Source organism: Amycolatopsis sp. NPDC033938, assembly GCF_055575975.1.
Genome location: NZ_JBVIRO010000007.1, coordinates 283737 through 304148, shown reverse-complemented (window position 1 = coordinate 304148; position 20412 = coordinate 283737). Strand labels below are relative to the sequence as shown.

At 68.7% G+C, this 20412-nt stretch carries 19 protein-coding genes; 9 read left to right on the top strand and 10 right to left on the bottom strand.

What is annotated here, in order from left to right:
- Nucleotides 1-7: 7 nt before the first annotated feature.
- Genes ACZ5ZX_RS20845 through ACZ5ZX_RS20830 form a run of 4 tightly spaced genes read right to left on the bottom strand, consistent with a single transcriptional unit; the run spans nucleotide 8 to nucleotide 3382 of the window.
- Nucleotides 8-1054, bottom strand: coding sequence for an NAD(P)H-dependent flavin oxidoreductase (locus ACZ5ZX_RS20845; RefSeq protein WP_465503637.1), 1047 nt, complete (start codon nucleotides 1052-1054; stop codon nucleotides 8-10).
- Nucleotides 1051-1776: a CoA-transferase subunit beta gene (locus ACZ5ZX_RS20840; protein WP_465503636.1), complete on the bottom strand. Its 726-nt coding sequence runs from the start codon at nucleotides 1774-1776 to the stop codon at nucleotides 1051-1053. The genes ACZ5ZX_RS20845 and ACZ5ZX_RS20840 overlap by 4 nt, the downstream gene beginning before the upstream one ends.
- Complete coding sequence (locus tag ACZ5ZX_RS20835) at nucleotides 1773-2633, bottom strand: CoA transferase subunit A (RefSeq protein ID WP_465503635.1); 861 nt, start codon at nucleotides 2631-2633, stop codon at nucleotides 1773-1775. Before ACZ5ZX_RS20835 ends, ACZ5ZX_RS20840 begins: the two co-directional genes overlap by 4 nt.
- Nucleotides 2633-3382, bottom strand: a complete 750-nt coding sequence (locus tag ACZ5ZX_RS20830; protein WP_465503634.1) for an enoyl-CoA hydratase family protein — start codon at nucleotides 3380-3382, stop codon at nucleotides 2633-2635. Before ACZ5ZX_RS20830 ends, ACZ5ZX_RS20835 begins: the two co-directional genes overlap by 1 nt.
- A gap of 91 nt (nucleotides 3383-3473) precedes the next feature.
- Here ACZ5ZX_RS20830 and ACZ5ZX_RS20825 point away from each other — a divergent pair, with 91 nt between their 5' ends.
- Together ACZ5ZX_RS20825 and ACZ5ZX_RS20820 are read left to right on the top strand one after the other, a co-directional pair.
- Entirely contained in the window at nucleotides 3474-4268 is a 795-nt protein-coding gene (locus tag ACZ5ZX_RS20825) for an SDR family oxidoreductase (protein WP_465503633.1), read from the top strand.
- A complete protein-coding gene (locus tag ACZ5ZX_RS20820; protein WP_465503632.1) occupies nucleotides 4265-5170 on the top strand; it encodes an SDR family oxidoreductase in 906 nt (301 codons plus the stop codon). The genes ACZ5ZX_RS20825 and ACZ5ZX_RS20820 overlap by 4 nt, the downstream gene beginning before the upstream one ends.
- 390 nt (nucleotides 5171-5560) lie before the next feature.
- Here ACZ5ZX_RS20820 and ACZ5ZX_RS20815 read toward each other — a convergent pair whose 3' ends face one another.
- The gene (locus tag ACZ5ZX_RS20815; protein WP_465503631.1) at nucleotides 5561-6427 is read right to left on the bottom strand and encodes a GNAT family N-acetyltransferase; all 867 of its coding nucleotides are present in this window, start codon (nucleotides 6425-6427) and stop codon (nucleotides 5561-5563) included.
- A 65-nt stretch (nucleotides 6428-6492) separates the two neighbouring features.
- On the opposite strand from ACZ5ZX_RS20815, the gene ACZ5ZX_RS20810 reads away from it, so the two are divergent.
- On the top strand, nucleotides 6493-7338 hold the full coding sequence (locus tag ACZ5ZX_RS20810) for an SCO6745 family protein (RefSeq protein WP_465503630.1): 846 nt from the start codon (nucleotides 6493-6495) through the stop codon (nucleotides 7336-7338).
- Nucleotides 7339-7379: 41 nt separating this feature from the next.
- A complete protein-coding gene (locus ACZ5ZX_RS20805) occupies nucleotides 7380-7874 on the top strand; it encodes a pyridoxamine 5'-phosphate oxidase family protein (RefSeq protein WP_465503629.1) in 495 nt (164 codons plus the stop codon).
- Here ACZ5ZX_RS20805 and ACZ5ZX_RS20800 read toward each other — a convergent pair.
- Nucleotides 7871-9034, bottom strand: coding sequence for a steroid 3-ketoacyl-CoA thiolase (locus ACZ5ZX_RS20800; protein WP_465503667.1), 1164 nt, complete (start codon nucleotides 9032-9034; stop codon nucleotides 7871-7873). The genes ACZ5ZX_RS20805 and ACZ5ZX_RS20800 overlap by 4 nt on opposite strands.
- Nucleotides 9035-9277: 243 nt before the next feature.
- On the opposite strand from ACZ5ZX_RS20800, the gene ACZ5ZX_RS20795 reads away from it, so the two are divergent.
- Genes ACZ5ZX_RS20795 through ACZ5ZX_RS20785 form a run of 3 tightly spaced genes read left to right on the top strand, consistent with a single transcriptional unit; the run spans nucleotide 9278 to nucleotide 12397 of the window.
- Nucleotides 9278-10504: a cytochrome P450 gene (locus tag ACZ5ZX_RS20795; protein WP_465503628.1), complete on the top strand. Its 1227-nt coding sequence runs from the start codon at nucleotides 9278-9280 to the stop codon at nucleotides 10502-10504.
- Between the two features lie 34 nt (nucleotides 10505-10538).
- On the top strand, nucleotides 10539-11327 hold the full coding sequence (locus ACZ5ZX_RS20790; RefSeq protein ID WP_465503627.1) for a transglutaminase-like domain-containing protein: 789 nt from the start codon (nucleotides 10539-10541) through the stop codon (nucleotides 11325-11327).
- Between the two features lie 47 nt (nucleotides 11328-11374).
- Nucleotides 11375-12397, top strand: a complete 1023-nt coding sequence (locus ACZ5ZX_RS20785; protein WP_465503626.1) for a YhjD/YihY/BrkB family envelope integrity protein — start codon at nucleotides 11375-11377, stop codon at nucleotides 12395-12397.
- 13 nt (nucleotides 12398-12410) lie between these two features.
- Here ACZ5ZX_RS20785 and ACZ5ZX_RS20780 read toward each other — a convergent pair whose 3' ends face one another.
- The 3 genes from ACZ5ZX_RS20780 to ACZ5ZX_RS20770 are packed head-to-tail and all read right to left on the bottom strand — an operon-like array spanning nucleotide 12411 to nucleotide 15663.
- Nucleotides 12411-13574, bottom strand: coding sequence for a thiolase domain-containing protein (locus tag ACZ5ZX_RS20780; RefSeq protein ID WP_465503625.1), 1164 nt, complete (start codon nucleotides 13572-13574; stop codon nucleotides 12411-12413).
- Nucleotides 13571-14626, bottom strand: coding sequence for a thiolase domain-containing protein (locus tag ACZ5ZX_RS20775; RefSeq protein WP_465503624.1), 1056 nt, complete (start codon nucleotides 14624-14626; stop codon nucleotides 13571-13573). The genes ACZ5ZX_RS20780 and ACZ5ZX_RS20775 overlap by 4 nt, the downstream gene beginning before the upstream one ends.
- Nucleotides 14627-14634: 8 nt before the next feature.
- Nucleotides 14635-15663: a Zn-ribbon domain-containing OB-fold protein gene (locus tag ACZ5ZX_RS20770; protein WP_465503623.1), complete on the bottom strand. Its 1029-nt coding sequence runs from the start codon at nucleotides 15661-15663 to the stop codon at nucleotides 14635-14637.
- Nucleotides 15664-15716: 53 nt separating this feature from the next.
- Between ACZ5ZX_RS20770 and ACZ5ZX_RS20765 the strand changes: the two genes are divergently transcribed.
- Nucleotides 15717-17276 (top strand): acyl-CoA synthetase, encoded by a 1560-nt coding sequence (locus tag ACZ5ZX_RS20765; protein ID WP_465503622.1) that lies wholly within the window; start codon nucleotides 15717-15719, stop codon nucleotides 17274-17276.
- 659 nt (nucleotides 17277-17935) lie between these two features.
- Here the strand turns inward: ACZ5ZX_RS20765 and ACZ5ZX_RS20760 are convergent.
- Complete coding sequence (locus ACZ5ZX_RS20760; protein WP_465503621.1) at nucleotides 17936-18724, bottom strand: crotonase/enoyl-CoA hydratase family protein; 789 nt, start codon at nucleotides 18722-18724, stop codon at nucleotides 17936-17938.
- 61 nt (nucleotides 18725-18785) lie between these two features.
- Between ACZ5ZX_RS20760 and ACZ5ZX_RS20755 the strand changes: the two genes are divergently transcribed.
- Complete coding sequence (locus ACZ5ZX_RS20755) at nucleotides 18786-20402, top strand: acyl-CoA synthetase (RefSeq protein ID WP_465503620.1); 1617 nt, start codon at nucleotides 18786-18788, stop codon at nucleotides 20400-20402.
- The last annotated feature ends 10 nt before the right edge of the window (nucleotides 20403-20412 follow it).

Below are 20412 nucleotides of genomic sequence, written 5' to 3'. Positions count from 1 at the left end.
CGCCCCGTTACCCGGAGCCCAGCCGCCGCAGGATGTCCGTGGCGTCGGCCACGATCGTCTCGATCAGCTCACCGACGGCGGGTAGGTCGTCGAGCAGGCCGACGACCTGCCCGGATGCCAGCACCCCGGCGCTCCGGTCGCCCTCGACCAGCCCGGCGCGCAGGAGCATCGGCGTGTTGGCGGCCATCAGCACCTGCGACCAGGTCCGGTCGCCGCCGCGTTTCATCCGCAGCCCTTCGACAGCCAGCGAACGCCACGACAGCCCGCTCAGCCGCCGGAACTTCGCGGCGTTGCGGACGGCCCTGGCCAGCCCGCTCACCGGACCAGCGGATTCGAGTGCGTCGACCAGCTCCGTCCGGAGGACGCGATGCGGCATTCCGTCCACCTTGCGGGTGACGACGGTGCCGTTGAGATCACGGGCGAGGTATGCCTGCTTGATCTCCTCGGGGACGGTGCTTTCCTTCGTCAGGAGGAACCGGGTGCCCATGGCGACGCCGGCCGCCCCGTAGGCGAGCGCGGCGGCCAGTCCCCGGCCGTCGAAGAACCCGCCCGCCGCGACCACCGGGATGTCGACGGCGTCCAGCACCGAAGGCAGCAGCAGTGTCGTCGCGACGCCGCCGGTGTGCCCGCCGCCTTCGCCACCCTGCACGATGACCGCGTCCGCGCCCCAGCCCGCGACCTTCTCCGCGTGCCGCGCCGCGCCGACCGACGGGACGACGAGGACGCCGTTGTCCTTCAGTCGCGCGATCATGTCCTTCTTCGGCGCCAGCGCGAAGGAGGCGACGCGGACTTCCTCGGTGATGAGCAGCTCGACCCGGCGTGCCGCGTCTTCGGCGTCCGCGCGGAGATTGACGCCGAACGGCCGCGACGTGCGGCTCTTGACCTCCCTGATCGCCGCCGCCAGTTCGTCGTAGGTCATCGTCGCGGACGCGAGGATGCCCAGACCGCCCGCTTCCGCCGTCGCCGAGACGAGCCGCGGTCCGGCGACCCAGCCCATGCCGGTCTGCACGATCGGATGCCGGATCCCGGCCAGTTCGGTCAGCGCGGTCTTCACGACGGGACTTCCTTGTCCCGCACCGACTTCGGATCCAGGCTGTGCCGGATCAGCAGCAGCTCGGACTCGGTCGGCAGCCGGGATTCGGTGACGTCGTCGGTGATCAGCGGGAACGACGTCGCGTCGACGACCTCGTCCACCGAGACCCCCGGATGCACGGAAAGCAGCCGCGGCGCGTGGTCTTCGCCGCCGAAGTCCAGCACCCCGAGGTTGGTGACGACGCGGTGGACGTCGTGATGCCGCAGCCCGGCCGCGCGCGCCCTGGCGTAACCGACGCCGGACACGACGTCGACCTGGTCGACGAAGACGCGCTTGCCGTGGCGCGGAACCCAGTAGCTCGTGCGGTGGTTGGCGGTGTTGCCCGGTCCGCCGCGTACGCCGAGAAGTTGCTTCTTCGGCCGGGAATGGTCGCCGATCGCCGAGATGTTCTGGTTGCCCTCGCGATCGATCTGGTTGGCGCCCATCACCACATGGCGCTTTCCGCGCGGTACCACGGTGTCGAGGACCTTGCGGAACGGTTGCCAGCCTTCGACGACGGCTTCGGACGTCATCAGGTACGCCTCGCCGTCGGACAGCAGGATGTCCGGTTCGAAGGTCAGCCTGGCGAGCCGGGCGCCCAATGACGGGATGAAACCCATGGGGCTCACCACGATCTCACCGTCACCGCGGAACAACTCGGCGCAGGCCACGACGGCGACCTCGGCGCGGGTGATGTCACTCATGCGGACTCCCCGAATTCGGCGACGGCCTTCTGATAGTGCGCTTCGTCTCCGGAAAGGAACCTGTCGACGAATACCGGCCAGGCGTCGGGATCCTTGGCCGCCTCGGCGTAGTGGCGCTGGAATCGTTCGTCCCGTCCGTAGTCCGGGACGGCGGTGGTGAAATGCGCGCCGTTCGGCGTCTCGGCGACGCCGGTGACGAGCATCCGGCTCAGCAGCAGGCTTTGTACCGGTCCCGCTTCGGTGAGCTCGGCCGTGTCCACGATCTTTTCCGTTGACACGTAACACTTGTCGGCGGCGAGTGCGAACAGTTCGTCGAAGTAGGGGTCCGGTCCGAGATACTGCGCGTTGCCCCGGGCGTCGGCGCGGTTGAGGTGGACGAAGGCCGCGTCGAGGTTGAGCGCGGGCACGGCGAGCAGTTCTTCGGCGTCGTCGTAAGGGGAGCGGATCGTGCGCAACGACGGGTTCAGGTCCATGACGGCGGAGCCGAGTCCCGCACGTGTCGGCAGGAAGGGAAGCCGTTGCGCCGCGGCGGAAAGGCCGGTCCCGAAGACGCCCTCGTCGTATTCGGTGACGGTGATCGTCCCGGATTCCCTGGCGCGGGAGAACCACGGGTCGTACGGGATCGAGTCGAGCGTGACGAACCCGAAGACCAGATGCCTGATCTTGCCCGCCGACGCCAGCAGCCCGACGTCCGGACCGCCGTAGGAGACCACGGTGAGATCCTTGACCGGCGAGCGCAGGATCGCGCGCACCAGTGCCATGGGCTTGCGCCGGGAACCCCAGCCGCCGATCCCGATCGTCATCCCGTCGGTGAGTTCCGCGGCGATCTCGTCCGGCGTCATCCGCTTGTCGGCCATCACTTCCCCCGCTCGTCCAAGAACTCCTGGCGCGCCCCGTCGGAGACGCCTGCCAGGTTGAGTTCGAAGGTGAATCCCTGCTCGAAGCGATAACTGCGGTGCACGGGCTGGACGTCGATGCCGTTGATGGCCTGTTTCGCCGCGCGGATCACGCGGGTGTCCTTCGCCGCGATCTGCCGCGCCACGCCGAGCGCGGTCTCGTCGAGTTCTTCCTTCGGTACCACCGCGTAGACCGAACCGTGGTGGTGCAACTGGCCCGCGGTGATCGTCGACGCCGTGTAGTACAAGGCCCGCATCAAGTGCTGGGGGACCAGCCGCGCGAGATGGGTCGCCGCGCCCAGCGCGCCGCGATCGACCTCGGGGAGCCCGAAGGTCGCGTCCTCGCTCGCGACCACGATGTCCGCGTTACCGACCAGGCCGACTCCGCCGCCGAGACAGAAGCCCTGTACCGCGGCGATCACCGGGACGGCGCAGTCGTAGACGGCGGAGAACGCCGCCGCGCAGCCCTCGTTCGCGCCGATCAGCGCGCCGTACCCCGGATCGCGCTGGATCTCCTTGATGTCGACACCGGCGTTGAACCCGCGGCCTTCCGCGCGCAGCACCACGACATGCGTCGCGGGATCGCGCCCCGCGTCGGTGACGGCGGAGGCGAGGGCGAACCACCCCTTCACGCTCAGCGCGTTCACCGGGGGCGCGTCGACCGTGACCACGGCGATGCCGGGCTCCGGTGAGTGGGTGGAGACGCTCATCGTGCACCCTTTCCCGCTACCAAACCTAGCACTTGCTTGGTACGTTAGCAGGGCGTCCGGCCCGGGTACAGCGACGTGAAGGAGGTCCGGCATGGGACTCGAACTCCGGCTCGACGGCGCCGTGGTGCTGGTGACCGGTGGGGTACGCGGCGTCGGCGCCGGGGTCACCAGGACTTTTCTGCGGGCCGGCGCCGAGGTCGTCACCTGCGCCCGCACCGAACCCGAGCGGCCGGTCCGCGCCGAGGACAGGGCGTCGACGTTCATCTCCTGTGACGTCCGCGATCCCAAGGAGGTCGACGCGCTCTTGGAGGAGATCCTCCGGCGTCACGGCAGGCTCGACGTCGTGGTCAACAACGCGGGTGGCGCGCCGTACGCCGAGGTGGCGGACGCGTCGCCGCGGTTCCACGAGAAGGTGATCGGGCTGAACCTGCTGGCACCGCTGACCGTCGCCCGCGCGGCGAACGCGATCATGCAGAGTCAGGAGCGCGGCGGCGTCATCGTGAACATCAGCAGTGTCAGCGGGACGAGACCGTCGCCGGGGACGGCCTCCTACGGTGCGGCGAAAGCGGGTTTGGACAATCTGACCGCGACACTGGCCGTGGAGTGGGCGCCGAAGGTGCGGGTCAACGCGCTCGACGTCGGCATGGTCCGGACAGAGCACACGCATCTGCATTACGGCGACGAGGCCGGGATCGCGGCGGTGGGCAAGACCGTCCCGTTAGGACGGTTGGCCGAACCGGACGAAATCGGGTCCTGTGCGGTGTTCTTGGCTTCCCCGTTGGCTTCCTATGTCAGCGGTGCCTGTTTGGCCGTGCACGGCGGGGGAGAGGTGCCCGCCTTCTTGGCCGCCTCCAATTCTCGAACCGAACGAAAGGAGCCGGTGTGAGCGGGATCGCCGACGGCCGGATCGTGGTGGTGACCGGAGCCGGTCGTGGCATCGGCCGGGCACACGCGCTCGCGTTCGCCGCCGAGGGCGCGCGGGTGGTGGTGAACGACCTCGGCGCCGGCATCGACGGCAGCGGCGGTTCGGCCGGCCCCGCGCAGGACGTCGTCGACGAGATCGAGGCGCTCGGCGGCAAGGCTGTCGCGAACACCGACGACGTCGCGTCCTGGGACGGGGCCGCCGCCCTGGTGCGGACCGCCGTCGAAACCTTCGGCGGGCTGGACGTCTTGGTCAACAACGCGGGCTTCCTGCGTGACCGGATGCTGGTGAACCTCGCCGAGGACGAATGGGACGCGGTCATCCGTGTCCATCTGAAAGGGCATTTCGCGCCGACACGGCACGCCGCCGAGTACTGGCGCGCGGAGGCGAAAGCAGGCCGGACGCGGGCGGCGCGGGTGATCAACACCAGCTCCGGCGCGGGCTTGCTCGGCAGCGTCGGGCAGGGCAACTACTCGGCCGCGAAGTCCGGGATCCTGGGCCTCACCCTGGTCGAAGCCACGGAATTCGCTCGCTACGGCGTCACCGTGAACGCGATCGCCCCGGCCGCCCGGACCAGGATGACCGAAACGGCGTTCGCCGAGGACATGGCGGCGCCGGAGGACGGATTCGACGCCATGGCACCGGAAAACGTGTCACCGCTGGTGGTCTGGCTCGGCAGCGAGGAGTCGTCCGGGGTGACCGGGCGGGTGTTCGAGGTCGACGGCGGACGCGTCTCGATCGCGCAGGGCTGGCGGCACGGTACGGTGCGGGACAAGGGATCCCGGTGGTCACCGGCCGAACTCGGGCCCGTCGTCGCGGAGCTGGTGGCGGAGGCTCCAGCCCCTGAAGCCGTTTATGGCGCTTAAGGCTTCGGTACAGGTGTCGTGAGCGGCGATGACGGTTCTGGCCAAGGGTGTTTTGGTACCTATGGCGGGACGGCCCGGACGGCCATCACGAGCCTCACCTGTCACAAACGGCTGCGCGTGAAGGCCCCCTTCCCTCGGCTCAGCCGAGGGAAGGGGGCCTTCACGCGCTTCCCCCACGAGCCAGGCCCGCAGGTGACGAGCAGGTACCTAAGAGACGGTTCTGTTGAGGGGTAAGGCAAAGGTGGCGTGTTCGGGCGGGAGGCGGTCTGGGCGCTGTGGCACCGCACTCGCGTGCTTGACGCCGTACCTCGCGTGCTCAGAGCCGATAAGTGCTGCGAAAGCTTCTTTCACCACACCGAGCACTCTTTCCCGCAACCGATGGTCGGTGCCTCAAACGTCTCGCGCGAGGTCCCGGATCCCGGGAAGCGGCTCGAAACCCGCCGACCTGTAGGCGGCGACGGCGGCGACGTTGGCGCTCGGCGTGTAGACGGCCGCGCTCGACGAGCCGAGTTCCCGGAGCGCGGCCGCCGCGGCGATCGTGATCGCCCGGCCGTAGCCGTGTCCGCGATGGCCCCGGTGCACCCCCATCGGCTCGATGATCCCGGGCTTACCCCGGCCCGCCGACCACACCGTCACCGCGGCCACCGCTTCGCCGCGGTCGTCGTACGCGACCAGGCACCGCGCGTCGGAGTACGGCAGTCCGGACGCCATCGCGTGCCAGCGTTCCGTGGAGAAAGTCGACTTGTCGAACGACTCCCGCAGGACGGCGGCGTGGACATGCCCCTGTTCGGATCCGATCACCTCGATCCGCAAGCCGGGGTCTTTCACCGGCTCCGTGAGATCGAGGCGGAGCGGCGTCCAGGGTTCGTCGAGGCGCCAGCCGTGCTCGGGCAAGAGATCTTGGAGCAGCGCGTCCTTCGGTGATTCGATGGCCACCTTCCCGGCAGGCAGGACTCCTCGTTCCGGGTCGATCACGTCTTCGGCCAGCCGTCGCGCCAGTTCCTCTTCCCGGCGGACGTCCGGCGCGGTCGTGAGCCGCAGGAGGTCGGCTCCGTCGAGCAGCCCGACGGCGAGAATCCGGCCGTCACGGCGCCAGATCCGGACCGCCGCGGCCGTAGCGTCCGCACCGAAGCGCCAGAACCAGCCCAGATCGCCGGGATGCAGCTGCCAAGCCACCCCTTCGGATTGCCAGTCCCGCATCGCGTCCACGGCCTCATGCAGTCCGTCGAGGTCCGGTCGCTCCAAGCTGATCGCCATACCGGCGATCACACACCACACGCGAAGGGCTCGCATCCGGTTTTCGGCGCGGCCAAGATGGGGGAGTGAAGTCACTTCAGCGCCGCCTCTGGGGGGCGGTCGAGCCGCTGCACGCCGTCGTCTACTTCGCCCCGGAAACGGCGGCCGCGGCCAAGGCCGCCGGTCTGCCGAGCTGGTGGATGGGCTATTTCGCCGGACGGGTCGCGCCGCTCGGGCCGCTTGCGGAACCACCCGCGACGGCGATGTTGTTCGGGTTCGCGCCGCGGATGGTCGCGCGATCCCTGCCCGACGCCTGGAAATACGCCGAGCCGTCGGTCGTGCTGCGGAGCCGGATGGACGCCGTCGAGACGGCCTTGAAGCGGATCCTGCCCGCCGACGCGGCCCTGGAAGAACTCGCCGACCTGCTCGAACAGGCCGTCACGGGCTGCGATTGCGCGGCCAGGCCACTCGCCGCCGCGTGGTCGTCGGTCGCGAGGCCCGCCACTCCGGCGGGAAGGGTCTGGCTCGCGGCGACGGTGCTGCGCGAGCATCGCGGGGACGGCCACGTGCTCTCCGCCGTCGCCGCCGGATTGCGCGGGCTCGACACGACATTGACCCACATCGGCAGCGGGGCGGTGACCCGCGAGGTCATCCAGATCAACCGCGGCTGGTCCGACGACGACTGGGACGAGAGCGTCACACGGCTGACCGGGCAAGGCCTCCTCGACGGCGAACTGAAGCTCACCGACGCGGGAATCGCGCTGCGCCAACGGATCGAGGACGAGACCGACCGCCTCGCCACCGGCCCGCTCGACGCTCTCGGCGAGGACGGCGCCGCCGAAGTCGTGCGGCTCGCCGTCCCGTTGAGCCGCCACGTCTTCGACGCCGGGGCCATCCCCTTGCCGAATCCGATGGGGGCACCGCGGCCCTGACCGCTCGAAAACTGTCGGACCCCGGTGGGACGCTGTGCGGCATGGCTACGTGGCGACAGTTCAGTGAAGAGGCACCCGAGCTGGCGGCGAAGATCCGGGAGCGGTTCACCGCGGCGAAGTCACACGTGCTGGCGACCATCCGGCGGGACGGTTCGCCTCGCGTCAGCGGTAGTGAGGTCGATTTCCGTGAACAGGACCTGCTGATCGGTTCGATGATCGGCGCGATGAAGGCGAAGGACCTGCGGCGTGACGGCAGGTTCGCGATCCACGCCGCCTCGGCGATCGACGAGGGCGGCGCGGACGCGAAGGTGTCGGGTGTCGCGGTCGAGATCACCGATCCGGCGGAGGTCGCCCGCCTGCAGGGCGACGACGGGGAGGCCCACGTCTTCCGGCTCGACCTCACCGAGGCGGTGCTGACCTGGGTCGAGGGCAACACCATCTTTTTCGACTTCTGGAAGGAGGGCCAGGGGAGCAAACGGCTCGCGAGGCCGGACAACGGTCCGGTGGTCGAGGTCGCGCTGGGCGAGGAACGCTAGATCCGTTCGATGATGGTGCCGGTGGAAAGCGCGCCGCCGGCACACATCGTCACCAGTGCGGTGCTCGCGTCCCGGCGTTCCAGTTCGTGCAGTGCCGTGGTCAGCAGCCGCGCGCCGGTACTGCCGACCGGATGCCCGAGGGCGATCGCGCCACCGTTCACGTTGACCTTGTCCTCGTCGGGCCGGTGCACCCGCTGCCACGACAACACAACTGAAGCGAAGGCCTCGTTGACCTCGAACAGGTCGAGGTCGCCGATCGCCATCCCCGCCTTGGCCAGTACCCGTTCGGTCGCCTGCACGGGACCGTCGAGGTGGTAGTACGGCTCCGCGCCGACCAGAGCCTGGGAGACGATTCGCGCCCGCGGCTTCAGGCCCAGTGCCTTGGCCCGGTCCGAGTCCATCAGGAGGAGCGCGGCCGCGCCGTCGGAGATCTGCGACGACGTCCCGGCCGTGTGCACGCCGCCTTCGAGGACGGGCTTGAGCTTGGCGAGGCCTTCGACGGTCGTCTCGCGCAGGCCCTGGTCGCGGTTCACCAGGCGGGTTTCGCCGGTCGGCGCGCCGTCCTCGCCGAGCACGGGTGCCTTCACCGCGACGACCTCGCGGTCGAAGTGCCCGGCCGCCCACGCGGCGGCGGCCTTGGCCTGCGAGGCCGTGCCGAAGCGGTCGACGTCGTGGCGGGTGATCCCACGCCGCTGCGCGATCCGCTCGGCCGCGCCGTACTGGTTCGGCATGTCGATCGACCACGCCTGTGGCCGTGGCGTGCCGATGCCCTCACCGCGGTTCGCGCCCAGCGGTACCCGGCTCATCGCTTCGACGCCGCACGAGACGCCGACGTCGATCGCCCCGGCCGCGATGAGGCCGGCGATCAGGTGCGTCGCCTGCTGCGCCGAGCCGCATTGGGCGTCGATGGTGGTCGCGCCCGTCGTCTCGGGGAGCCCGGCGTGCAGCCACGCCGTGCGCGTGACGTTGCCCGCCTGCTCGCCGGCCTGGGTCACCGCTCCGCCGATCGCCTGTTCGACCAGCGCCGGATCCAGTCCCGCGCGGTCGAGCAGGGCGCGCTGCGCCGCGCCCAGGATCTCGGCGGCGTGCAGCCCCGCCAGTTGGCCCCTGCGCTTGCCGACAGGGGTGCGGACCGCCTCGACGATCACCGGACTACCCACGTTCGCCTCCTGGAGAACACCGTTCACTACCGAAAAAGTAGAACACGTTCTTAATTTGAGCAAGTCATCCCAGGGTTGGCGGGTTTTTGATCACTGGTCGCGGTTCCTGCTCCTGGCAGGGCATCCATGATCGCGCTAGGCCAAGTTAACGGGTTTCACTAAAAACTCTTCACTTGGTAAACACCGTATGCTTCAATCGGCTCTAGAACGTGTTTCATTGGCGAACCGCGTAGGAGGTAGCCCGTGGCCGCTCCCCTGATCCCCGCCGGTTTCGATTTCACCGATCCGGATCTGTACGCCACCAGACTGCCTCTGGCGGAGTTCGCCGAACTCCGGCGCACGGCACCGGTCTGGTGGAACCCGCAGCCGCACAACACCGCGGGATTCCGCGATGACGGCTACTGGGTGGTCAGCAGGCTGGAAGACGTCAAGGCGGTGTCGAGGGACAGCGAGCTGTTCTCCTCCCGGGAGAAGACCGCGATCATCCGCTTCGACGAGAACATGACCGACGACAGTCTCGAAGCCAACCGGCTCGTCCTGCTCAACATGGACGCGCCGCAGCATACGAAGCTGCGCCGGATCGTCTCGAAGGGCTTCACACCGAGGTCGATCGCGAAACTCGAGGACACCCTGCGCGACCGCGCGGAGCGGATCGTCAGCGAGGCCAAGAAAAAGGGCTCCGGAGACTTCGTCACCGACGTCGCCTGCGAACTTCCGTTGCAGGCCATCGCGGAGCTGATCGGCATCCCGCAGGAAGACCGTCTCAAGGTCTTCGACTGGTCCAACCAGATGGTCGCCTACGACGATCCCGAGTACGAGGTCGAACCGCTCGCCGCGTCCGCGGAGATCGTCGGCTACGCCTGGAACATGGCCGAAGAACGCCGCAAATGCCCGATGGACGACATCGTCACGAAGCTGGTCCAGGCCGACGTCGACGGCGAATCGCTGGCCTCGGACGAATTCGGCTTCTTCGTCATCCTGCTCGCCGTCGCGGGCAACGAGACGACGCGCAACGCGATCACCCACGGGATGAAGGCGTTCCTCGACCACCCCGACCAGTGGGAGCTGTACAAGAAGGAGCGGCCGAAGACCGCGCCGGACGAGATCGTCCGCTGGGCCACCCCGGTGGTCGCCTTCCAGCGCACCGCGACCCGGGACACCGAACTCGGCGGGCAGCGGATCCGCAAGGGCGACCGGGTCGGGATGTTCTACAGCTCCGCGAATTTCGATCCGGACCACTTCGACGAGCCGGAGAAGTTCGACATCCTCCGCGAGGACAACCCGCACGTCGGTTTCGGCGGCACGGGCTCCCACTACTGCATCGGCGCGAACCTCGCCAGGCTGGAGATCGACCTGATCTTCAACGCCATCGCCGACGTCATGCCGAACATCAGCGAAGCCGCCCCGCCCGACAGGCTCCGGTCGAGCTGGCTCAACGGGATCAAGCACTACCAGGTGCACTACGGCTGAGTCACCGGAGACTTCGTAGGGCACCATGGAGGCCATGGGTCCCCACGTGCAGGTCGACGTCGAAATGTCCTTCCGGGTCACCAAACCGGGCCCGGCCGCGTTCGTGGTCGCGATCGCCGGCGGGGCGGCACAGGAAGAGTTCGCCTATCCCGCGCCGCCGCGCCAGGTGGCGTTCGAGCACGGGACGCGGGCGCAGGTCGTCGACCTGCCGCCCGGTGAGCACGTCGTGCGCTACCGGGCCGAGCGCGCCTTCGGCCCCGCCGAGGGCGAACCGGTCGGTATGGAAGACCTCATCCGGTACACCCGGCCCAGCCGGTACTGCCCGTCGGACCGGTTGGGTGGGCTCGCGTTGTCCCGCTTCGGCGGGCTTCCCGACGCGCGCACCCAGGTCGAGGCGATCGTCCGGCACGTGGGCGAGCACCTGTCCTATGTGGTCGGTTCCGGCTCGCCGACCGACGACGCCGTCGACACCTACCTCGCCGGGCAAGGGGTTTGCCGCGATTACGCGCACGTCTGCATCTCGTTGTGCCGGGTGATCGACATCCCGGCCAGGTTCGTCGCGGTCTACGCGCCCGGACTGTCCCCAATGGACTTCCACGCCGTGTTCGAGGCCGCGATCGACGGCCACTGGTACGTGTTCGACGCCACCGGTCTCGCGCCGAGGCAGGGTATGAGCCGCATCGCGACCGGACGCGACGCCGCCGACACCGCGTTCCTCTCCACCCTCGGCTGTGAGCTGGACTTTCTCGGTAACACCGTCCTGGCGACCGCGGGCCCGTCGCTGCCGGAGGACGACGGTTCGCAGCTGATCGCGCTCGCTTGATCGCGTGTTGCCCACGAGCTGTGACCTCGCTGGGGTAGACAGTCCGTGTGAGGGAGAAGCAAGCACCGACGAAATGGAAGCGGCTGCGTGCCCGCTACCGCTGGCTGGACCACGTGGCGCGGGCGGTGAACCGCTACATCGAGTACGGCGGTTACCACTACGTCGCGTCGATCACCTACTTCAGTCTCTTCTCGCTGGTGCCCATCCTCATGGTCGCGGTGTCGGTGGCGGGATTCGTGCTGGCCAGCCAGCCGCAGCTGATCGAGACGATGCTGAACGCGATCACCGGCACCCTGCCCGGCGGTCTCGGTGACAAGGCCGGGGAACTGCTCACCGGGTTCGTGGAACAGCGCACCAGTGTCGGTGTCATCGGTCTGATCGTCGGGCTGTACTCCGGCTGGAACTGGATGAACGCGCTGCGGGACGCGCTCACCGCGCTGTGGGGGCAGAACCGGTCGGATCTCCCGCTGTTGCGCACGATCGCCGCGGACCTCCTCGCGCTGCTCGGCCTCGCGACAGCGCTGCTGGTCTCCTTCGCGATCACCATTTCCGGCTCCGCGCTCGGCCGGTACCTGCTGGGCCTGGCCGGGGTGGACGACACCGCCTGGGGGCACAACGTGCTTTCGGCGATCTCGATCCCGCTGGCGTTGCTGGCCAACTGGCTCGTGTTCCTCTGGGTGCTCACGCGGCTGCCGAGGAAACCGGTCGGGGTCCGCAGCGCGATGCGCGGCGCGGTCGCGCTGGCGCTGGGCTTCGAACTGCTGAAGCTGGCCGGGGGGATCTATCTGCGGTTGATCGGCAACTCGCCGACCGGCGTCGCGTTCGGCTCGATCATCGGTCTCATCTTCTTCATCTCACTGGTGGCCCGGATGCTGGTGTTCGTCACGGCCTGGACCGCGACCGCACGCGACGCGCCGCCCGAGCCGGTCCGCCCGCCGCCGCCCGTGGTGGTCCGGCCCGTGGTCGCGCCGTCCGATCGGCACGGTCTCAAACCGGCGCTGGTGGGCGCGGTGACCGGGGTGGTCGCCACCCTCGCCGCGCAACGGCTTCGCCCGCGCCGCCGCTCCTAGCCCCGCGCAAGGCTCAGGACCCGGGCTTCGCCGACCCCACCACCCACATCGAGAAGAACTGCGACCCGCCGCCGTACGCGTGCCCGAGCGCGACGCGCGCGCCGTCGACCTGGTAGTCCCCGGCACGCCCCATCACCTGTTTGGCCGCTTCGGAGAACCGGAGCATCCCGGACGCGCCGATCGGGTTGGACGACAGCACGCCGCCCGACGGGTTGACCGGCAGCCGCCCGCCGAGCGCGGTCTCGCCCGCCTCGGTGAGCTTCCAGCCTTCGCCCTCGTCGGTGAACCCCAGGTTCTCCAGCCACATCGGCTCGAACCACGAGAACGGCACGTAGATCTCCGCCGTGTCCACTTCGGACAGTGGATCGGTGATCCCGGCGGCCTTCCACAACGCGGCGGCGGCGTCGCGGCCAGCCTGCGGGTTGACCTGGTCGCGGCCGGCGAAGGTCGTGGGTTCGGTGCGCATCGCGGTCGCGTGGATCCACGCCGCTCCACCGGGAACGGCGTCACCGGCGGCCTCGTCACCGAGCACCATCGCGCAGGCCCCGTCCGAGGACGGGCAGGTTTCGTCGTAGCGGATCGGATCCCACAGCATCTGGGACGCCTGCACCGACTCCACCGTGATGTCGGGCTGCCGCAGATGGGCGTAGGGGTTCAGGGCCCCATTGCGCCGGTCCTTGGCCGCCACGATCGCACCGATGTGGTCAGGCGCGCCGGATCGCCGGATGTACGAGCGCACATGCGGCGCGAAATAGCCGCCCGCCCCGGCGCCTACCGGCATCTGGAACGGCGGCAGGATCGACAGGCCCCACATCGCGTTCGACTCGGACTGCTTCTCGAAGGCCACCGTCAGCACGCGCTGGTGCACCCCGGCCTGCACCAGCGACGCCGCCACGAGCGCGGTCGACCCGCCGACAGAACCGGCGGTGTGCACGCGCAGCAAGGGTTTCCCGGTCGCGCCGAGCGCGTCGGCGAGGAACAGTTCGGGCATCATCACGCCCTCGAACAGGTCCGGAGCCTTGCCGAGGACGACGGCGTCGATGTCCTCCCAGCCGGTCTGCGCGTCGATCATCGCCCGGTCGATCGCCTCCCGGAGCAGGCCGGGCATGGACACGTCGGTGCGCTTGGCCCTGTGGTGGGTCTGGCCGGTTCCCAGTACGGCCGCGAGGTGCTTCACGAGAGGACCTCCAAGGTCGCGACCAGGTTCTGCTGCAGGACGGGGCCGCTGGTCGCGTGGGCGAGGGTTTTGCGCGCGCTGCCGTCGAGGATGCGGTTCGCCGCCTCGCCGATCCGCGCCAAGCCGGCCGAGAACATCGGGTTGCCGGTCAGCACACCGCCGGAGGGGTTGATCCGCACCCGTTCGTCCAGGCCCAGCGCGGCGCGCAGGATCAGTTCCTGATGGGTGAACGGCGCGTGCAGTTCGGCGATCTCGACACCGTCGAGGTCGAGTGCCCTTCCCGCGGCCACTGTGGACGGTGACCGGGTGAGATCCCGCACGCCGAGAGCGGGGGAGTCGACCCGGTGCTCGATCCCGGTGATCACCGCGGGGCTGTCGACGAGGTCCGCCGCCCGCTCCGCCGAGGCGAGCACGATGACGGCGGCACCGTCGGTGACCGGTGCGATGTCGTGGGCCCGCAAGGGATCCGCGAAGTACGGGGTGTCGAGCAGTTCGGAGACCTCGACCGGGCCGGAGAACTGCGCGGCGGGATTCGCGGCGGCGTCGGCACGGCTGCGCGCGGCCACCTCGGCGAGATCCTTTTCCGACCACAGTCCCGCTTCGAGGCCCAGCCTGGCCTGGATCCCGGCGACACTCACCGAGTCCGGCCACAGCGGCGCGACGACGTAGGGGTCCATCTGCAGCGCCAGCACCCGCCGCAGCTGCCCGGCCGAGGATTTGCCGAAGCCGTAGACGAGCGCCGTTTCGACCTCGCCCATCCGGATCTTCAGCCACGCCTCGTAAAGCGCCCAGGCGGCGTCCATTTCGACGTGTGACTCGTGGATCGGCGGAAAGGCGCCGATGGCGTCGACAGCGGCGATGAACGAGAACGCGCGGCCCGCGAGGTAGTCCGAGGAGCCGGAGCACCAGAATCCGATGTCCTCTTTGGACAGACCGGTGCGCTCGAAGACCTCGGCGAAGATCGGCACCAGCATTTCCACGCCATTGGTGGTGCCAGGGGTGTCACGGACGTTGGGGGCCTGCGCGAAGCCCACTACTGCTACATCTGGCACAGCGGTCCTCACAGATGGTGGGCGAAGGATTCGTAGGGCGCGTCCGGCTCGCCGGTCGGCTCGAAATGGCCGATGTTCTCCAGCGACGTCCACCATTCGTCACGCGGTTTCCAGGCCGCGCGCACGCGCATGCCCATCCGGACGTCGGCGGCGTCGCAGCCGAGGACCAGGTGCAGGAACGCGATGTCCGCGCCGTCGAGCAGGATGTACGCCGCGACATACGGCGGTTTGATCCGCTGGCCGAGGAACGGCACGTTCACGATGCAGAACGTGGTGACGATGCCGGTGTCGGGGAGTTCGACCTCGTCGGTGGTCGGGACGCCGTCGGTCGGGCACGCGCCGCGCGGCGGGATGTAGACCTTGTCGCACGACGGGCAGCGCTGGCCGATCAGTTTTCCTTCGGCGAGCCCGCGCAGGTACCGGCTTTCCTCCGGCGACGCGGAATGCCGGTAGCGCAGGTGGATCGGCGTGATCACCACGCTGACCGGCGCGCCGTCCTCGCGTTTCGCGATCGGGGGAGGCGCCTCGGTGGGATCGGTGTCGGGACCGTCGGCGGGGACGAAGTAGGCGATGTCCCGGATGTGGCCGACCGTCTCGTCCGCCCAGCGGATCCGCACGCGCTGTCCGGTGTGGACTCCTCCCGGGGAGCCCGCGTCGACCGCGTGCAGGATCGCGGTGTCGGCGCCGTCGAGCTTGATCAGGGCCCACGCGAACGGCCGCGACAGGGGCTGGCCGTCGAGCGGTTCGGTGATCCACGACCAGGACACGATCTCGCCCTCGCTGGCGACCGGCACGAACTCGGACAGCGCCTCGGCGGTCACGGGGTCGTATTCCAGTGGCGGCACATGGACGCGGCCGTCGCTGCCGCGGACGCCTTCGACCCGGCGCTCGCGCAGGGCGTTGACGAACCGGCCGAGTACCGGTCCGACCGAACGGGTGTAGTCGAAGCCCACGTTGAGCGGGGCCGACAGCGGGAGTTCTGGTGCACTCACAACTTGAGTGAAACACGTTCTCGATTTCACGGCAAGCTCGGTCATCTGGGCGTCATCGACGCTTGCTCTTGAGTGGAACGCGTTCTAGATTTGCGCGTATGCCGACAGCCACGGGGACACTTGGGGTCTGGAACATCGCCGCGCGGGAGCCGGAGCGGATCGCGCTCGTCGATCCGGACGGCCGCTCCATCGGCTACGGGGACCTCGCCGCGAAAGCGAACGCGTACGCCCGGGGCCTGCAGGCCCTCGGGCTCGAGGCCGGGGACGTGGTCGTCGTCCTGCAGCCCAACGGGGACGAACTCGTGGCGGCCTACTTCGCCGCCATCCAGTCCGGGTTGTACATCGTGGTGGTCAACTGGCATCTGGTCGGTCCGGAGGTCGCCTACATCCTCTCCGACAGTGGCGCCAAGGCGTTCCTCGCGCACGAACGGTTCGCCGACGTCGCGATCGCGGCCGCCGACGAGGCCGGGATCCCGGAGCGGGCGCGGTTCGCGGTGGGCGACGTCGCGGGCTTCCGGCGGATCGAGGAACTCGGTTCGGGTGAGGGAGACGGGCGTCCGGAGCGGCGCACGGCCGGCTCGCCGATGCTCTACACGTCGGGGACCACGGGGCGGCCCAAGGGGGTCCGGAGGCCGCTGAGCGGCGCCGATCCCGACGAAGTCCCCGGCGCTTCGACATGGTTCTTCGGCATCTTCGGACTGGCGCCGCACGACGGGCACGTGCATCTGTGCGGGTCGCCGCTCTATCACACGGCGGTGCTCAACTTCGTCGCCATCTCGCTGCAACTGGGGCATACCGCGGTGCTGATGGACCGCTGGGACGCCGAGGAGATGCTGCGGCTGATCGAGCGGCACCGGGTCACGCACAGCCATATGGTCCCGACGCAGTTCCGGCGGTTGCTCGCGCTGCCGGACGACGTCCGCGCGGCCTACGACCTGAGTTCGCTGCGCGTGATGATCCACGGCGCCGCGCCTTGCCCGCTGGAGGTCAAACGCCGGATGCTCGACTGGTGGGGGCCGGTCGTCACCGAGTACTACGCGGCCACCGAGGGCGGCGGCACGGCGATCTCGGGGGAGGAATGGCTCAAGAAACCGGGTTCGGTAGGGCTGCCGTGGCCGGGTTCGACGATCAAGATCCTCGACGACGAGGGCAAGGAGCTGCCCGCCGGTGAGACCGGCACCGTCTACATGAAGATGGGCGACTCGAAGTTCGAGTACCACAAGGACCGGGCGAAAACCGACAAGGCGCGGGTGGGGGACCTGTTCACCCTCGGCGACGTCGGGCATCTCGACGAGGACGGCTACCTCTTTCTGCACGACCGCAAGGCGGATCTGATCATTTCCGGCGGGGTCAACATCTATCCGGCGGAGATCGAGGGTGAACTGGTGATGCACCCCAAGATCGCCGACATCGCCGTGTTCGGCGTCCCGCACGAGGACTGGGGCGAGGCGATCAAGGCCGTCGTCCAGCCCGCCGACGGTGTCGAGCCCTCCGACGAGCTCACCGCCGAGATCCTCGAGTACGCGGCGTCCCGGCTGGCGAAGTTCAAGCTCCCGCGTTCGGTCGACTACCTGCCCGAACTCCCGCGTGACCCGAACGGGAAGCTCTACAAGCGCAAGCTCCGCGACCCCTACTGGGCCGGTCACGCCCTGCCCTGACCGCATTTATTGAGGGGGTAAGGCAAGCGCGGCGTGTCTCGGCGCGGGACCGGGCTGCCTGACGAAAGCCGGACCGCGCCCCCAGTGCCCCAGTGTCCATAAGGGACACTTTTCCGGAGATGGGTGACCGCACATAGCGTCGTCAATCGGACACTGGGTCCCGAAAGGTGTCGCTTGTGGACAGTCGCGCGACGCACGCCCCCTCGGCGGGGAGCTCCTCGCCTGCCGCCAGGTAGCGAAGGCGTCTTGAGGGGCTCGCATTTTGCTTACCCACTGTGTGGAGCTTGGGCGGGTTACCGGGGCGGTCCGGGTGGGGAACATTCCGGACGTTGAGTGTCCGGAATCTTCCCCGCTCGATCGCCGGTCCACCGGTCGTGCTCGACCACGAGCTTGATCAACGGAAGATCCGGGACGTTGAGTGTCCCGAATCTTCCGTTGATCAAGGGGGTAAGACCGGGCGACGATGCCCGCGGAACCACCCTCGTCCAGGTCAGGCCCAAGCCCGGTCCGTGAAGGCCTCCTTCACTACCTTCAGGGTAGGGAAGGAGGCCTTCACGGCAGCCAGCCGATGACGCCACTTTGCCTCACCCCTCGATGGTCCTCTAAATGCGATAGTTCACTCCACGAACTATCGCGTTCAGAGGACGAAACGCGTGGGGTCAGCGGCCCCGGAAGACGGGCTTGCGCTTCTCGGCGAAGGCGCGGGGGCCTTCCTTCGCGTCTTCGCTCGCGAAGACCTCGATGCCGTACTGTGCGTCGAGCTTGAAGGCCTCTTCCTCGTGCATGCCCTCGGTGTCGCGCAGGGTCTTGAGGATCGCGCGGACCGCGAGCGGTCCGTTCGCGGAGATCAGCCCCGCCAGCTCCATCGCCTTGTCCAGCGCCGTGCCGTCGGGGACGACGTACCCGATCAGGCCGATCTCCAGCGCCTCACTCGCCTTGATGTGCCGTCCGGTCAGTAGCAGGTCGGCGGCGACGGTGTACGGGATCTGGCGGGGGAGCCGGACGGCCGAACCGCCCATGGGGAACAGGCTCCACCGCGCCTCCGACACCCCGAACTTCGCGCTCTCGCCCGCGACGCGCAGGTCCGTGCCCTGCAGGATCTCCGTACCGCCCGCGATCGCCGGACCCTCCACGGCCGCGATCAACGGTTTCGTCAGCCGTCGCCCCTTGAGCAGGCCTTCGATCCGGCTCGGGTCGAACGTGCCCTTCTCGAACGAGTCGGACGGCGAGTTCTTCGACATCGACTTCAGGTCCGCGCCCGCGCAGAACGCGCCACCCGCGCCGGTGAGTACGCAGCACCGGATGTCGTCATCGGTGTCGACGCGGTTCCACGCCTCGACCATGATCCCGAGCATCTCGCCGCTGAGCGCGTTGCGGACCTCCGGCCGGTTCATCGTGACCACGAGGGTGTGGTCGATCTTTTCCACCAGCGCGTGCGGTTCGCCCACCGGAGCCTCCACTGAAATCGCCACCATTGCCCAGAACGATAACATGTTCTACTTTGAGGGAGTGGCACTCAACATCGCGGATCTACTCGAGCACGCCGTCGACGCCGTGCCGGAGCGCATCGCGGTCGTCTGCGGCGATCGGCGGGTCACCTTCGCCGAATTGGAAGAGCGCGCCAACCGGCTGGCGCACCATCTCGCCGCACACGGCGTGGGACCCGGATCCCACATCGGTGTCTATTCCCGGAACTCGATCGAGGCACTGGAATCGATGATCGCCGCGTACAAGCTGCGCGCGATCGCGATCAACGTCAACTACCGCTACGTCCACGGCGAACTGCGGTACCTGTTCGACAACGCCGACCTCGTGGCGCTGGTCCACGAGCGCGGTTACTCGGACAAGGTCGCCGCCGTCCTGCCGGAAACACCCAAACTGAAACACGTTGTCGTTGTCGACGACGGAAGTGACGGCGACTGTTCGTCCTACGGCGGCGTGGACTACGAAGCCGCGCTCGCCGAAGGCTCACCCGAGCGTGACTTCCCCGAGCGCAGCGCCGACGACATCTACATCCTCTACACCGGCGGAACCACCGGATATCCCAAGGGCGTCCTGTGGCGCCACGAGGACATCTGGCGCGCGCTCGGCGGCGGCATCAACTTCGTCACCGGCGAGTACGTCCCGGACGAATGGACGCTCGCCGAACAGGGCAAGTCGGGCAGCCTGGTCCGGTTGCCCGCCGCGCCGCTGATCCACGGCGCCGCGCAATGGGCCGCGTTCGGCGCGCTGTTCACCGGTAGCCCGGTCGTGTTCGTGCCGCGATTCGACGCGCACGAGATCTGGAAAGCCGTGCAGGACAACAAGGTTCAGGTGCTCACCATCGTCGGCGACGCGATGGCGCGGCCACTGATCGAGGCCTACCGCGAGGGCGAGTACGACGCGTCGTCGATCGTCGCGGTGTCGAGCCACGCCGCCCTGTTCTCCCAGTCGGTGAAGCAGGAGTTCCTGGCGATGCTCCCGAACGTGGTGATCACCGACGCGATCGGATCCTCCGAAAGCGGCTTCACCGGCATCGGCATGGTCAGCAAGGACTCCGATCATTCCGCCGGTCCCCGGGTCAGTTTCGGCAAGGACGCGATCCTGGTGGACGACGACGGCGGGCTCGTCGACCCGAAGCCCGGCGCGATCGGGTTGATCGCGCGCCGCGGGCACGTCCCGCTCGGCTACTACAAGGATCCCGTGAAGACCGAGAAGATCTTCATCGAGGTCGACGGCAAACGGTACGTCGTTCCGGGTGACTACGCGCGCTACGAGGAAGACGGCACGGTGACCCTGCTCGGCCGGGGATCGCAGTGCGTGAACACCGGTGGCGAGAAGGTCTACCCCGAAGAAGTCGAGGGTGCCCTGAAGTCGCATCCTGACGTGTTCGACGCGCTCGTCATCGGCATCCCCGACGACCGGCTCGGCCAGCGCGTGGCCGCGGTGATCCAGCAGAGGCCCGGCAAAGAGCTGGACGTCGCCGCGCTCGAGGCGCATGTCCGGACCGAGATCGCCGGGTACAAGGTGCCGCGCACCCTCTGGCTCGCCGAGGAGATCGGGCGGTCTCCCAGCGGGAAACCGGACTACCCCTGGGCGCAGCGCTACGCCAGCGAGCACGAGCCCGTCACCATCCAACCGGCGTAAGAAGGAATTT